This is a genomic window from Niastella sp. OAS944, assembly GCA_024809215.1.
GTDB lineage: Bacteria > Bacteroidota > Bacteroidia > Chitinophagales > Chitinophagaceae > Niastella.
This window is the reverse complement of sequence record JANUBW010000002.1, coordinates 74,060-88,916: the sequence shown is the minus strand read 5'-3', so window position 1 is coordinate 88,916 and position 14,857 is coordinate 74,060. Positions and strand designations below refer to the sequence as shown.

Below are 14,857 nucleotides of genomic sequence, written 5' to 3'. Positions count from 1 at the left end.
AATTTCCATGCGTCGCACACAATACAGGTATTTATCAATCTTTAATGTGTTCGAAATAAGCGGAAACAATATCTTTAAAGCGAAAACCGAACGGTTCCCTCAAAAAATCAACCTGCAAATATGAAAGCTGCATTGCGCGCTCAACTTTCTGTAATGATGTTCCTGGAGTTTTTCATCTGGGGTAGCTGGTATACTACTATTGGTGTTTTTATGAGCAGTCATAACATGGGTACATTAACCCACTGGCCTTATACGGTGAACCCTGTGGCTGCAATTATTGCCCCGTTCTTTGTTGGGCTTATTGCCGACCGCTATTTTGCTACCCAAAAAGTGTTGGGCATACTGCATATTTTAGGCGCCGTGTTTATGTTCCTTGTGCCTTCTGCAACCGGCAATTCAACCTTGTTTATTTTATTACTGCTGGGCTATAACTTATGTTATATGCCAACCATGAGCCTGGCCAATACCATTTGTTTTCATAAAATGAGCGACCAGGAAAAGGAATTTCCTTTGATTAGGGTCTTTGGTACTGTAGGCTGGATCGTTGCCGGTTTGATCATCAGTTTTGTATTGAATAAATTTGTTGCAGCAAATGTGAAACCCGAAGAAACAGGTATGCAATTATATATGACGGCCGGCGCCAGTCTGTTGCTGGGTTTGTTTAGTTTCACTTTACCCAATACGCCGCCACCGGCCAAGGGTAAAAAAGTTTCGGCAGCCAGCATCATTGGCATTGATGCGTTTAAACAACTTGCCAGTCCCTCGTTCTTTATCTTCCTGCTTAGTTCATTCCTTATTTGTATACCGCTGGCAGCATATTATAATTTTACGCAACATTTTCTAGCTGCCACCGGTTTCGAAAAGATCGCTTCAACCCAAATACTTGGGCAGGTGTCTGAGACTGTGTTCATGACCCTGATACCTTTCTTTTTTATTCGGCTGGGTGTTAAAAAAATGCTGGCGGTTGGTATGCTGGCCTGGATCATACGGTATGCTTTGTTTGCACTGGCCGCGCCCGACCAAATAACTTCTTTGATCATCATTGGGGTGGTAATGCATGGTATTTGTTATGACTTTTTCTTTGTTACCGGACAGATATACGTTGATAAACGGGCAACGCCCCAGATCCGTGCACAGGCGCAGGGCCTAATCATTTTTGTTACTTATGGTGTGGGTATGCTGGTAGGTGCACCAATAGCGGGCTCGGTGTACAATAAATTCCTGGGCACATCTGAACACCTTACCTTACAACAATGGCAAAATTTCTGGTGGATCCCTGCCGGATTTGCTGCTGTAGTGTTGCTGTTTTTTATGGCCACTTTTAAGGAAAAAAGACAGACTGAAGCAAGTTTGTAAGTTATTCAGTTCGTGAGTTGTTCAGTTCATAGTTCATAGTTCACTGTTCACAGTTCACAGTTCTTTTATTCGGAACTCGCGACAACTGGCCGGCAGCCTGCGCAAACGGAACAACTGAACAACTGAATAACTCAATAACTGTGGATCTTTCTTAAAATCATAAAACAAGAATTTCAACCCATAAATAAGTTAATATGGCTAAGATTGCTATGCTCGGTTCAGGTTTTATCGGTCGTTTTTATGCCGACTCTCTTCAGGGGTACAGAAGCCGCGATAAGATCGTAAGTGTTTATTCGCGCCGTACCGAAAGCGCGAAGCGTTTTGCAGAAGACTACAACGTAGCTCATTTCACTACTAATATGGAGGAGGCCATTGCGCATCCCGATGTAGATATTGTTTGTATTTCGCTGCCCAATCACCTGCACGAAGCGGCGGTAATGTTGTGCTGTGTTCACCGCAAAGCGGTAATGACCACCAAACCGCTGGGCCGAAATGGCGAAGAAGCAAAGCGTATGTTGCAGGCCGTTGAACAGGCCGGTATTTTCAATGGTTATTTGGAAGACCTGGTATATACGCCCAAATTTATAAAGGCGCTTGAAAGTGTAAAGGCCGGCTCCCTGGGCCGCATTTTGTGGGCCAAATCGCGCGAAACACACCCTGGGCCCCATAGCGACTGGTTTTGGGATATTGAGCAGGCCGGTGGTGGTTGTATTCTCGACCTGGGTTGCCATTGCGTTGAAATAACCCGCAGTTATATAGGAAAAGATATAAAACCGGTAGAGGTAATGTGCTGGGCCGATACCCAGGTAAAACCCATCGATGCCGAAGACCATGCCATTGGATTGGTAAAATACGAGAACGGCGCCATTGGCCAGTTTGAAGTAAGCTGGACCTTCCGCGGCGGTCTCGATCTGCGTGATGAGGTAATGGGTTCCGAAGGTACCATTTGGATAAACAGTTTCCTGCGCACCGGGTTCGATATGTTCACCAGTGGCAAAGGGGCCGATTATGTGGCCGAAAAAGCCGAAAGCAACACCGGTTGGCTGTTCCCGGTAGGTGATGAATTGAACGAGCTGGGCTACAACCATATGTTTATGGATATGTTTAACGCCATGGAAGCCAATATAGACCCAAAGGAAACCTTTTACGATGGTTATGTGGTGAATTGTATCCTCGATGCCGCCTACCGTTCGGCTAAAACCAAGCAGTGGGAACCGGTGCAGCTCGACATCTGGCGCGGAAAAACCGGCGTTACAAAAGACAGTCACCTTACCGAATACGATTCTGAGCATTATCTCGTTAAAGAAGAGGTGACCCATTACGGCGCCAAAAAAGTAATTCTTAAAAACAAAAAAACAGGAAAGATCAGCGAAAAAGTACTGGAATAGTTGTGATGAAATAAACCGTCGTAATTTTTTCCGGGATAGTAGTGTTTTCTACTATTTTTGCGGTTCCAAAATTAAACCCACGAACATGAAAAGGCAATTTGTAGCTATAGTATTTATTTTTACCATTGGTCTGCTGGCGAATGCCTTCCAGGCAGATGCTCAAGGCAAGATCGGTTATATTAGCTTACAGGAACTCGTAAGCGCCATGCCCGAATACAAAAAGGCACAGGCCGAAATGCAGGATTACCAAAAAGCGTTGGTTCAACAGGGAAATGAATATCAGCAGGCTTTTATGGAAAAGCAGAAAGCTATGGGAACAGACTCCATCAAATGGACTTCTGCCGTAAAGGATGTAAAGAAGAAAGAATTGAATGAATTATATATCAAGTGGACCAACTTTGTTAACCAGGAAGCACAGCAAATGATGAATCAGCACGAGCAGGAACTGCTGGCTCCTATTCAGGATAAAGCGGTTACTACTTCGCAGGCTGTGGCCAAAGAAAATGGCTATGCTTATATTCTGCCTAAAGAGCAATTGATCGCTTTCCCGGCTGCTGATGATATTTTACCACTGGTGTTTAAAAAGTTGAATATTTCCAAAGAGGCGCCGGCGCCTGCTGAACCAAAGAAGAATTAGTAAGATCGGTCTTAGGAACAAACTAAGTCATTCTAAATAGCTGAAGTAGGAAGTAAGAAGTACGATTTCGTATTTTTTGCTTCCTACTTTTTTTATTTCTGATTTTGAGATTTCATTAAAAAAGGGAAGCTCCCCTTGAAGGGGAACCTCCCTTTTCGTTCCTTTATCAACTTTATCACCTCTATCAACTTTTCAACCCCTCGTCAACTCGTCAACTTGTTAACTCGTCAACTTACCTCAACCCCATATCCGCTATAATCCCCTGTATCCTCTTATCCAGCTCCCCATGCACCTGCATTGAATCGAATTCTGCTGCGCTCCTGATGGTGGTATTTACGCTGAAATAAAATTTGATCTTCGGCTCTGTACCGCTTGGGCGGGCTGAGATCTTGCTGCCATCGGCCAGAATGAATTGCAGTACATTCGATTTGGGTAATTTGATCTCCCACTCCTCGCCTGTTTGCAGGTTCTTTCCTTTATGTAATTCATAATCGAGCAACTGAACAACCGGTGAACCGTTGATGGTCACAGGCGGATTGCTGCGGTAGCCATCCATCATATCGGCAATTTCTTTTTGGCCGTTCATGCCTTTTTTAGTGATGGATATCAGGTGCTCTTTATAATAACCGTACTGAACGTACAGGTCTATCAATTTTTCGTACAGCGTTCTGCCTTTGTCTTTTTCATAAGCTGCCATTTCGCAAAGAAGGGCAACGGCCGAAACGGCGTCTTTATCGCGCAGCTGGCTGCCGATCATCAGTCCATAGCTTTCTTCACCACCAACCGTATAGTTTTCGGTGGCTTCTTTTTCTTTTATCAGTTCGGCAATCCATTTAAAACCGGTAAGCACATTGTAACATTTTACCTTGTTATCGGCGGCAATGCGGTCGATCATATCGGTAGTTACAACCGTCTTACATACAAAGTCGTTGCTTTGGGCAATGCCTTTGGCTTTGCGGGCTTCAATGATGTAATTGAAGGCCAGTACGGCGGTTTGGTTACCATTCATAAGCACCCAGTTGCCCTGTTTGTCTTTTATGGCAATACCAACGCGGTCGGCATCAGGATCGGTACCTAATAAAATATCGGCATCCAGCTCCTTTGCTTTTTTCAAACCAATGCTCATGGCTTCGCTTTCTTCGGGGTTAGGGTATACTACCGTTGGAAAATTGCCATCGGGTTTTGCCTGTTCATCTACAATATGCACATTGGCAAAGCCAAAGCGTTGTAACACTTCGGGCACCAGGGTTATACCAGTACCATGTATGGGGGTATATACAATTTTCAGATCGTGCTGGCGGGTGATCACTTCAGGATACACGCTCAGGCTTTTTACCATGTTTATATAGGCTTCGTCCAGTTCTTTGCCAACGATGGTAATATTGGCTTCGCCGCCGCTCCATTTCACTTCATCAACCGAAGCTATCTTTTCTACTTCTTTTATTACGTTTTTGTCGTGTGGCGGCACCAATTGTCCGCCATCGCTCCAATATGCTTTATAGCCGTTATATTCTTTGGGATTATGTGAAGCGGTACAAACCACACCACCCTGGCAACCCAGGTGCCTGATGGCAAAGCTCAGTTCGGGGGTAGGACGTAAAGCCTCAAACAAAAATACTTTGATGCCATTGGCTGCCATTACATTGGCCGTTATTTCGGCAAACTGGCGGCTGTTATTGCGGCTGTCGTGTGCAATAGCCACGCGAACAACGCCTCCTGGGTAGGTTTGATTTAAATAGTTGGCAAAACCCTGCGTGGCCATACCTACCGTGTATTTGTTTATCCGGTTGGTACCAATGCCCATAATTCCACGCAAACCGCCCGTACCAAACTCAAGGTTCCGGTAAAATGCATCGGCCAGCTCGTTAGGATTTTCTTTTTCCAGTCTGGCTATTTCCTGTTTGGCGGCTTCATCGTAATTTCCGTTTACCCAAACTTGTACGCGCTGCTTAATTGCATCATCCATAGTGCTCAATTTGATGTTTGTATTGAAGGTTTGAAGTTATATAATTTTATGATTTGGCGCTTGGTTTATTGGCAGGCAGCAATCAGTAACATGAAATTTCCTATCATACTATACCTTTGCAAATTCTTTAATCAGGTTTCACTAACCCAAATTGTATAGTTATTGTGGCTGATCCTATTCAAAAAGCATACCCTGGCTTTTTAAAAACAGCAATGGTTCTGGTGCTAATGGGCTTTCATTTTAATATGAATGCCCAGTCGGGAGACGGCAATCGGCAAATGGCCGATACTGCTGCGCCACTCCCCCCCACCCCCATCAAAAAACGGGTATGGGCGGTTGCCACCGCACATGCTGCATTATGGACGGCCTCTTACCTGGCCCTTGATAAAGCCTGGTATTCGGGATATCCCAAAAGTGATTTTCACTTTTTTAATGATAACGGCGAATGGAACCAGATGGATAAAGCCGGCCATACCTGGACGGCCTACCAGGTGAGCAGGATCTCCGCCGGGTTATGGAAATGGAGCGGATTGAGCGAAAGCAAAAGCGCCCTGCTGGGCGGTGTTAGCGGACTGGCCTATCAAAGTATTATTGAAATACAGGACGGCTTTAGCAGCGAATGGGGTTTTAGCTGGGGCGATATGGCTGCCAACTTTGTGGGCGCCGCCACTTATGTATCGCAGCAACTTGGCTGGCACGAACAACGGTTGCAGTTTAAATTGAGTTACTGGGCGTATGACTATGATACCGAAACCAAGGTGCGTCGCAACCAGTTGTTTGGCTCAAGCCTGCCCGAACGTTTACTGAAAGATTATAATTCGCAAACCTACTGGCTTAGCGCCAACATCGCTTCCTTTTTACAAAACTCAAAATGGCCTGCCTGGTTAAATATGGCGGTTGGTTATAACAGCAATGGCATGCTGGGTGGTTTTGGCAATGCCTGGACCGATAAAGAAGGCAACAACCATACGCGACCCGATATTGAAAGGGTACGGCATTTTGTATTATCGCCCGATATTGACCTCACAAAAATTCACTCCAACAAAAAGTGGGTGCGTACGCTGTTGTATGTAGCCAACATGGTGAAAATACCGGCGCCTGCTATAGCACTTAGTTCGAAGGGAAAGTTTAAAGCTTATGGGTTGTATTGGTGAAATAACAAACAGTTACCGGGTACCGGTTGCCAGTTTCCAGGTGTTCTGTATTTGTATTTCCCGGTAACAGGGAACCGGAAACCGGAAACCTGTATCTTATTCCAAATACGCCCCTGTGATAACGTCTCCATCAACTTCAACAAAAATATGTTCCTGTAATGTAGTGGCTACCGATAGCCCTACGTAATCGGTATTAACAGGGTATGCCTTGTGGGTGCGTTCAACCAGCGCCAGCGTTTGGATCTTTTTGGGCAAATAGGCCAGAAAGGGTTTTATGGCATACAGCATGGTTCGGCCGCTGTTGGCCACATCGTCAATTACAATAATGGTTTTATCGGTAAAATCGGTTTCACCACTCAGTTTTATATCGTGGGGCGATTTTTTATCGAGCGCAATATCAATATTCCAGATGTTGATATCGGGACTAATAGTACGTAGTATTTTTTCAATATTATGGGCAATGACGCTGCCATTTTCACGAATACCGGCCAGAATGATATTCTTTTCATCGAGGTTGTTCTCAATGATCTCATATGCTATCCGTTGTAATTTCCGGGCCACCGTTTCTTTATCGAGGATATAATTACGCGCCATGCTAAGTTGTTTGGGGCAAAACTATATAAAAGTTATGTTTTTGATTGTATAGTTTCTAATTCTTTCCAAGAAAGAGTTGCAGGTTTCAGGGTACAAGTTACAGGGAAAATACAGTTGCCGGTTACCAGATACCAGTTACCGGTTCACAAAATTATGAGAGTCCGATTACAGGCGTGCATGCTGCATTAGGCCCTGAAACCTGCAACTTGTAACCTGCACCTGTTTAATTGTAGTAATCGCCTACCAGCAAAGTACAAATTTGCTATCTTAGCTGAATGTCAATTATACCACAAATACTATTCATCATCATTTCGGCTGTGGCCATTTGGTTTTTTAGTAAAAAGATAATGACTATACGCCGCAATATTCTATTGGGAAAAGATGCCGATTACAGCGATCGCAGCAGTGAACGTTGGAAGAATGTGCTGCTGCTGGCGTTCGGACAAAAAAAGATGTTCCGCAACCCGCTTGTGGCAACATTGCACCTTTTTGTATATGTTGGCTTTGTCATCATCAATATTGAAGTGCTGGAAATACTTATTGATGGCGTATTCGGTACCCATCGTATTTTTTCGGAGTATGGCGGTGTAATATATCCGTACCTCATCAATGCATTTGAATTTTTGGCCGTAACGGTATTGATTGGTTGTTTAATTTTTCTCATAAGAAGGAACATTGTAAAAGTAAAACGGCTGGCCAGCCCCGACCTCAACGGATGGCCGCGCAGCGACGCCAATTATATTCTTATTACAGAAATTGTGCTCATGGCGCTGTTCCTTACCATGAATGCGGCCGATACTGTATTGCAACAACGCGGCTATGGCCATTATGGTGAGAACAGTACCGGTAACTTCCTTTTCTCTTCCCTGCTTCATCCTTTATTAAGCGGGTTGAGCGATGGTGCACTGGTTGGTGTTGAAAGAACCTGCTGGTGGCTGCACATCCTGGGCATCTTTGCTTTTTTAAATTATCTGCCCTACAGCAAACACCTGCATATATTACTGGCTTTTCCCAATGCATATTATACAAGATTGCAACCAATGGGAAAAATGAGCAATATGCCCGCTATTCAAAATGAAGTGTTGTATGCCATGCAGCCTGAATTAGCACCGGCCAATGCCACGCCTCCAGATAAATTCGGCGCCAAGGAAGCTACTGATCTTAGCTGGCGTAACCTGCTCGATGCTTATTCCTGTACGGAATGCGGAAGATGCAGTGCGGCCTGCCCTGCTACTATTACGGGTAAAAAATTATCGCCCCGTAAGATCATGATGAGCACCCGCGACCGGCTTGAAGATATTGGTAAGAATATTGACCAGAATGGCGAGTTTAAAGATGATGGTAAAACCCTGCTACACGATTATATTTCTGTTGAAGAATTACGCGCCTGCACTACCTGTAACAGTTGCGTACAGGAATGCCCCGTAAGTATCAGTCCGCTCGAGATCATACTCGAACTGCGCCGCTCACTCATTATGGAAGAAAGCAATGCACCCCAGGAGTGGAACGCCATGTTCAGCAATGTGGAGAATAACTTTGCGCCCTGGAAGTTTAGTCCCGATGATCGCGACAAATGGGTAAGCGAAATGGGCTAATGTGCTAATGTGATAATTTGATAATGAGAAGGCAGGTTCCGCATCATGCGCAATCTGCTTTTGATTTTATGCTTCAATTTATTTATTAGAAAGCAAAAGCCCCCACTTAAAAAAGCAGGGGCAAACAAACACTATTATTCTGTGACTAAGAAGCTTTTTATTATGGTAATGTTACATCGAAGGTTGTATTACCAATGGTAACGGTGCCTTTGCTATCGCAACCCGTGTTCCCATAATCCAATGTACGGGTAAGGCGGCCGGCCGGTGTAACATTCAGTTTACCACTTTCGAACCAGTAACAGTTCATTTTACGCACCAGCGGCTGGGTAATTGTGATGGTATACGCACTGCCTTCGGCAGTAGTACCACTGGCAGAACCGGTAATTGAATACGTGTCATCTAAAATGCTCAAGGTATTTGAACCAGTAACCCATTCGCGTTCACGTGTACTTTTCCAAAGAATAGTGCCACCGTTATTTGCTTTTACAATTGAACCATCCACTTCAATTTTATACACCAGGTGTTGGGCAGTGTTATATCCCAGGTTGGTGGTTTTGTGGGTGCCTTTTATTTGATTATCGTTTACAAAGTAATTGTCGAATGTGATGTTTACTACCGTGTTCTTATCGCGGTACTTGCCGTTCCAGGTGGCAAGGATCTTACCACGGCGATATCTTTCATCGGGTCCTTTACAGTTTGTTGTACCAAAATCAATGGTAAGTGTACAGGCTGTATTGGCGGTATCGAGCGTTACCTTGGTGCAGCCGCCCAGTACATCTTCTACCCTGGCGCCGCTTTCATTGGTAGCCTGGCGAAACGTAAAGCTGGCGCCCGCGTTTACCGATGCATCTACCATCATATTTACATCGTTATAATTGCCTTCGGCCAGGGAATTATCCTGTGCAGGCACAGTGTCGCTGTCGGTTTTATCTTTTGAGTCTTTTTTACAGGCTGTAAATGTAGTAGCAATCAGGCAGCAGCTCATGATGCCCAGGAGAATGGATCTTTTTGTTTGCATGGGGGTAGTTTAACCCTTTTAAAACGTATGTGACTTTTTTTTGGTGTGTTTGCTGGTAAATAAAAAAGTTTATTAATATAAGAGGCTGGTTCACAGTTTACAGGCCTGTAAACTATGAACTACTTTTTTCGTAGTATTCTCCAACTCATGATAATTGCGGTAACAGCAAAAACACCCCCAATTATCCAACTTATGAGGCCCTGATTGGCGTTTAGTTTGGTTACAATAAATTGTCCGCCGAAGATGAATACGGAATTGCCTAAGAAGGTGCCGATGCCTATGCCGGCTATATAAGTGTTATAATGATCGTTACGGGGCAGTAAGATCTTTTTGGTGAATAATGCAGTGCTCCAGCCAAACCAAAATGGAATCTGCGCCGGGTTAATGGCACTCATGGCCACGCCTAACCAAAAGCGGGGTATTGTGTGAGATAGAATAACGTTCTTTTGTGCGTGCGGACTGGCAGCTGCTACAAAGTTCGATACAGCCAGCGCTGCTATTATAAGTACTGTAAACCATTGCAGAAAGTTAAAAAACCTTTGTTGCCGTTGTACCCAATCCATTGCCACCAGCGAAATACGTACGTAAATGATCTCTACCAATAATGCACCAATTGAAAAGTAAATGGCCGGACTAATTCCATCACTTACCGAGATCTGCATGGCGGCAACGTTCAGCGTTCCCAGGGGTAATGTTCCCAGGAAGCTAATGAACATTCCCGTAAAGAAGATTCGTAGATACAATTTATTAATGTTGTGAATGTAAGTGGCAAATGTGATAATGTGATAATTTGCTAATGTGATAATGCTTTTTGTACAGCAGTCCAACATTCCACATCCTTGCTTTTGCGGCAGCAGTCAGATAGCTCACGCGCAGCATTCAATAAACCTGTATTCCATTATCACATTAGCAAATTAGCACATTAGCTAATTAGTCTACTCCGTCATTGCCGCCAACCTTTTATTCCACTCCTTATCCTCTTTAAACATAGCGATTCCCTCACTAAACGTCAGGTACCGATGTCCTTTCTTATGGTTCATGCGGCTGACCTTATACAAAATGATCCAGTGCCTGATGATCTCTTTCCAGGCAAAAAATAATGAGTGGCTATAAATATGCGTTGGTTCGGCCCCTGCCCCATTTACCTCTATAATTGAAAAATTGCGGCCTTCTTTCAATGCTTCCCAGGTGTCGAAACGAATGTCGAGCCGGCCATAATGAAAGCCTGGGACCTGTTTACAAATAGCATCAATGGCCATGGTCAATTGCTCGTCTATCAGGTGGCTGACATCTACGAATTTCGAACCGCGGGCATGGTTACCGAATGGCGATACAATGAGCTTTTCGCCTTCAGGTAAAATGCGGTTCAACCCATTGCCATGTATCTTTTGCAAACTGCTCAGGTACATAAGGGCGCGTTTATCTTTTTGCAGTAATTGTAAAATGCTGTGCTGGCCATCGCCGGTAACGGATAAAAATTCTTTGCTTACAATACCGGTGATGATGCCGTTTGGCTCATCGGGATAACGTATATAAAAAATACCCGCTTCATTTTTCCAGGGAACAAATTCCTGGATATGAAAATCCATATAGGCATGGCGGGTATAATCGATCACATCCTGTTCATTACGTAAAACTTTTACGCCGCGGCCACGGCCACCGATATTGGGTTTGCCTATGAGTGGAAACTGCAGATTGGCGCGTTGCAGATCGCGCAATACGATACTGCCATTGGCAGGAATTGAAAAGAAAACCGTTGGCGGGTGATACAATGGTGGAATAATAGTGATGATGTCTTTTTTGCTTTCGCACAGAAAGCCTCCATTCTTAATGGTAGGGTTACTGGCTGCAAAGAAAAAGAAAGAACGGGCGCGCAGGCAAAGAAGTATATACACCGGGTAAATGCAAAAGTATACACTTGTCATACTCCAGTATTCCCAGTTGAACAATTTTATAAAGAAAGGTCTGTGCAGGATGCGTTGTATACTATTCATTATCGGCCTGCCATTGATTTTTCTACTGTTAATTGCTGTTTGAATGCGGTATTGTTTTTCAGGTCAAGGTAATGCATTTGTGTGGTTTCATCGGTGAGCGCCATCAGGGTTACGCTAACGGTGAAAACCTGTCCGTTCCGGTTCATGCGAAGATCATTATGAGCATCGCCATCTCCGGTAAACTGGTGAAAGTGCAGTATGTCGTCGGGCGAAGGTTGTTTGTGTTGTTGCAGCCATTTATTGAACCAGCTTTTTCTTTTCTGCACTACGTCTTCATCGTACAGCGTAGCCGATGACCAGATGTGTGGTTGCGAAACCGGCAGCAGGGTGGCATATTTATGTGTGCCATCCCAACGGTATTCATATAACTGGCCATGGCTCCAGAGCACGGCGGTAAATGGCTCTATCTGGTGTAATGGTATTTTATTGAAAGTGGCTACAGGGTCGGGCGAATCTATAAGATCGAGCAGCACCAATCCCCTGCTTTTGCGATAAGGTGGTTGGGGCGTATGCCGTATAAAACCGCCGTTCAGGAATACGATGGCATTGCCGTTCTCATGGGCTGCTATCCAGGTGCCGCCGGCATCACCGTCTTTCGGGTATAACAGGTTGCCTGTTTTACCTGAATATAAAGCAGGTTGCAGAGCATTGGAACGCCAATGCTTTTCATCGCGGTTGGATGTTATATAGAGCTTATCCCCTGAAGGAATAAAGGTTACTGTGCACATTGTTTACGGTACTTAACGGTAGACGATGCTACCCCAAAATCATCTGGTAATTGAATGGTGGATATTTCTGTAATGCCTACACGTATCAGGGCCATGTGGTGAATGGTGTGTTCGAGGTTGTAGGCTACCTCGCGATAATAATTTGTTTCAATGGTAATAGGCTCGGTAACATGTTCGTCGTAAGAAGCTTCGAGGGTGAGTGTTTTATTGGCTTTGCCCAGCCCCCGGTGAATATCAAGCAACAAGCGACCCGCCAGCTCTTTATCGGTTTCTATCAATGTGTCGCGCTTACGTTTCTCATAGTTCACTATTCCTGAATCATATCCATTCTCAAGGCATTGAAACAACTCGATAATATGTCGCACATGCTGGCCAATCGTATTATTGAACAGGGTTGAACACGACTGGCTGTATTGCAATGCCGACAATTGACCGAGCGAGTCAGACAATTGTACAAAGATTGTGTTTACAGCTTGTTGTAATTGCATTGGTCGGTTTTGTTCTCTAAATTTAATATTATCTTTTCAATAAAATTTTTCCGTTGGTCTAATTTTACCGTGTACTTATCACTTATATTTTTCGCGCCGTAACCTTTAGCAATACCGTTAGATGATCGCTTACCGTGCTTCCGCCCCCCACTTTAAAATCGCGCCTGTTTATTGAAAACTCGCCGCTGAATAAATATCCGTTCTCAATGGGCTGTGCCGCAAAAGGGAACGATACATCTTTTGTAACCCCTTTCATGGTTAGCTTACCGGAAACAAATAATGTTCCGTTCTTTTTGGTATTGGTAACTTTTACCGATACAAACCTGATCTGTGGGTAATTTTTGACATCGAAAAAGTCCTCAGCCCTGAGGTGGTTATCACGCATGTCGTTACCTGTATTAACGGAATTGGCGTCAATATGCACATCAAAACTGCAGCCACCGGGGTCGGCAGGGTTAAAGGTTATAACGCCCGCCAGGCCGCTAAAGAAGCCGCTTGTGTTGAATCCCAGGTTTTTTATTTTAAATGAAACGCTCGATGCTGTATCAACCGGAGCAAAATTTTGGGCAGAAACAAAACTTGCTACAAACAGGGCCAAAAATGTGGCATATACATACTTCATATAAAAAACCTTTTAATGTAATGTAATGCCTACAGTATAAACCGATTGTTAAAGTTTTTAACAAAAAGAGGGGAAAAACTTACCCAAGAACCAAGTCCAAAAAATAAATCTCAAATTCCAAATCTCAAGTTCCAAATAAATCCCAAAATGCAAATCTCAAAACCCAAAGAATAAATCTCAAATCACAAAGCCTGCCCGCAACAGCGGGGAACCAAATAAATTCCAAGGTAACAATTAAAAAGCTTTTGCTTCTTGGTGCTTGGTGCTTGCGATTTTTATTTGGAGCTTGGTGCTTGGTTCTTGAGATTTTTGAGAATTGGAATTGTTCCTATGTATTTTATAAATAGTACCAGGCAGCATGCAAATACGATTACAGCATATGAAAAAAGTACTGCATCGCCATCAAAAACGATCCCCAGTTTTGTAAGGTGAAAGAAAATAGCGCCACCCATTAAACCCAACCCAAGTGCTGCGCCCCACCCGGTTGTTCGCGGGTAAAGTATAAGAATGGATGCTATTAGTTCCATTACCCCGGTGCCAATACGCCCCCAGGGTTCCATACCCAGTTGCGTGAACAATGCTACCGATTGCTCATGGCCAGTGAACTTAAAATACAGGGTTTGTAACATTATAACTGCGGCTACTAGCCGTAAAACCCATATGTAGATAGTATTGGCTTTCATGTAATGTAAGTTTGAGGGTTTAAATTTTCAATTTCTGATTTCGGGATTTAGGGATTTTGAGATTTCTTTTAGTGCAGCAACCCGACAAATCTCAAAATCGCGAAATCTCAAGATCCCGAAATGGTTTTCCAATTGGCGTCTGCTTTAGGCTGCAGCCCTTTCTCATCTTTATTCCATTCTGTAAGTGTATTATTGAAGAATTTGTTATAGAACAGGTACAATTTGCCGTTGGTTACCTTAAAGGTTTTGGGGTCAACCGATACCTTTTCTCCTTTGCTGCCCATGGCATATGCGCACCAGCCGCCATACTGCGGTTCATAAAGCGAAGGGTTCTTTTTAAACTCCTCTTTATTGGCTACCGATGAAAAATAATAAAGCACATCCTGGTGCGATACGGCCCATTCTTTACGGCCTTTTACCGCCTCGTGTTGTTTGAAATACGCTACTGGGTCATAACCTTCAATGGCCAGTTTGCCATCGAGGTTAAAATGTTTTAACCGCAAAGCATTATTCTGGCCATTGCTCACATTTACCTGTAGCAATAGCAAAACAAAAGCTGTTATCAGTTGCTTCATAACTTATGGTTGAAGTAAACAATTAATTACACTTCAAAGCTATAAGCTTGCAAACGGCC

General features: G+C 43.9%; 15 protein-coding genes. 5 read left to right on the top strand and 10 right to left on the bottom strand.

Annotated elements, in window-relative coordinates; all coding sequences use genetic code 11:
- Positions 1 to 120: 120 nt before the first annotated feature.
- The 3 genes from GGD38_RS10975 to GGD38_RS10965 all read left to right on the top strand — a co-directional run bounded on the left by GGD38_RS10975 (position 121) and on the right by GGD38_RS10965 (position 3,381).
- Positions 121 to 1,356 carry a nucleoside permease gene (locus tag GGD38_RS10975; protein WP_375300816.1) on the top strand — a complete coding sequence of 412 codons (1,236 nt, stop codon included), beginning with the start codon at positions 121 to 123 and terminating at the stop codon, positions 1,354 to 1,356.
- Positions 1,357 to 1,550: 194 nt separating this feature from the next.
- Positions 1,551 to 2,744 carry a Gfo/Idh/MocA family protein gene (locus GGD38_RS10970; protein ID WP_375300817.1) on the top strand — a complete coding sequence of 398 codons (1,194 nt, stop codon included), beginning with the start codon at positions 1,551 to 1,553 and terminating at the stop codon, positions 2,742 to 2,744.
- A gap of 85 nt (positions 2,745 to 2,829) precedes the next feature.
- Complete coding sequence (locus tag GGD38_RS10965) at positions 2,830 to 3,381, top strand: OmpH family outer membrane protein (protein WP_375300818.1); 552 nt, start codon at positions 2,830 to 2,832, stop codon at positions 3,379 to 3,381.
- A gap of 232 nt (positions 3,382 to 3,613) precedes the next feature.
- On the opposite strand, the gene GGD38_RS10960 is transcribed toward GGD38_RS10965, so the two are convergent.
- On the bottom strand, positions 3,614 to 5,347 hold the full coding sequence (locus GGD38_RS10960; RefSeq protein WP_375300819.1) for a phospho-sugar mutase: 1,734 nt from the start codon (positions 5,345 to 5,347) through the stop codon (positions 3,614 to 3,616).
- Between the two features lie 164 nt (positions 5,348 to 5,511).
- On the opposite strand from GGD38_RS10960, the gene GGD38_RS10955 reads away from it, so the two are divergent.
- On the top strand, positions 5,512 to 6,501 hold the full coding sequence (locus GGD38_RS10955; protein ID WP_375300820.1) for a DUF2279 domain-containing protein: 990 nt from the start codon (positions 5,512 to 5,514) through the stop codon (positions 6,499 to 6,501).
- Positions 6,502 to 6,597: 96 nt separating this feature from the next.
- Here the strand turns inward: GGD38_RS10955 and GGD38_RS10950 are convergent, their stop codons facing one another.
- Positions 6,598 to 7,095, bottom strand: a complete 498-nt coding sequence (locus tag GGD38_RS10950) for a phosphoribosyltransferase family protein (RefSeq protein WP_375300821.1) — start codon at positions 7,093 to 7,095, stop codon at positions 6,598 to 6,600.
- A 275-nt stretch (positions 7,096 to 7,370) separates the two neighbouring features.
- On the opposite strand from GGD38_RS10950, the gene GGD38_RS10945 reads away from it, so the two are divergent.
- Positions 7,371 to 8,690 carry a 4Fe-4S dicluster domain-containing protein gene (locus tag GGD38_RS10945; RefSeq protein WP_375300822.1) on the top strand — a complete coding sequence of 440 codons (1,320 nt, stop codon included), beginning with the start codon at positions 7,371 to 7,373 and terminating at the stop codon, positions 8,688 to 8,690.
- Between the two features lie 160 nt (positions 8,691 to 8,850).
- Here the strand turns inward: GGD38_RS10945 and GGD38_RS10940 are convergent, their stop codons facing one another.
- The 8 genes from GGD38_RS10940 to GGD38_RS10905 form a co-directional block, all read right to left on the bottom strand.
- Complete coding sequence (locus tag GGD38_RS10940) at positions 8,851 to 9,708, bottom strand: hypothetical protein (RefSeq protein WP_375300823.1); 858 nt, start codon at positions 9,706 to 9,708, stop codon at positions 8,851 to 8,853.
- A gap of 119 nt (positions 9,709 to 9,827) precedes the next feature.
- Positions 9,828 to 10,424 (bottom strand): LysE family translocator, encoded by a 597-nt coding sequence (locus tag GGD38_RS10935; RefSeq protein ID WP_375300824.1) that lies wholly within the window; start codon positions 10,422 to 10,424, stop codon positions 9,828 to 9,830.
- Positions 10,425 to 10,643: 219 nt separating this feature from the next.
- On the bottom strand, positions 10,644 to 11,702 hold the full coding sequence (locus tag GGD38_RS10930; protein ID WP_375300825.1) for a hypothetical protein: 1,059 nt from the start codon (positions 11,700 to 11,702) through the stop codon (positions 10,644 to 10,646).
- Entirely contained in the window at positions 11,702 to 12,430 is a 729-nt protein-coding gene (locus tag GGD38_RS10925) for an NRDE family protein (protein WP_375300826.1), read from the bottom strand. The genes GGD38_RS10930 and GGD38_RS10925 overlap by 1 nt, the downstream gene beginning before the upstream one ends.
- Positions 12,418 to 12,918 carry a hypothetical protein gene (locus GGD38_RS10920; protein ID WP_375300827.1) on the bottom strand — a complete coding sequence of 167 codons (501 nt, stop codon included), beginning with the start codon at positions 12,916 to 12,918 and terminating at the stop codon, positions 12,418 to 12,420. Before GGD38_RS10920 ends, GGD38_RS10925 begins: the two co-directional genes overlap by 13 nt.
- Positions 12,919 to 13,000: 82 nt before the next feature.
- Positions 13,001 to 13,540: a YceI family protein gene (locus GGD38_RS10915; RefSeq protein ID WP_375300828.1), complete on the bottom strand. Its 540-nt coding sequence runs from the start codon at positions 13,538 to 13,540 to the stop codon at positions 13,001 to 13,003.
- 275 nt (positions 13,541 to 13,815) lie between these two features.
- Positions 13,816 to 14,223 (bottom strand): DoxX family protein, encoded by a 408-nt coding sequence (locus GGD38_RS10910; RefSeq protein WP_375300829.1) that lies wholly within the window; start codon positions 14,221 to 14,223, stop codon positions 13,816 to 13,818.
- Between the two features lie 107 nt (positions 14,224 to 14,330).
- The gene (locus GGD38_RS10905; protein ID WP_375300830.1) at positions 14,331 to 14,798 is read right to left on the bottom strand and encodes a YHS domain-containing (seleno)protein; all 468 of its coding nucleotides are present in this window, start codon (positions 14,796 to 14,798) and stop codon (positions 14,331 to 14,333) included.
- Between the last annotated feature and the right edge of the window lie 59 nt (positions 14,799 to 14,857).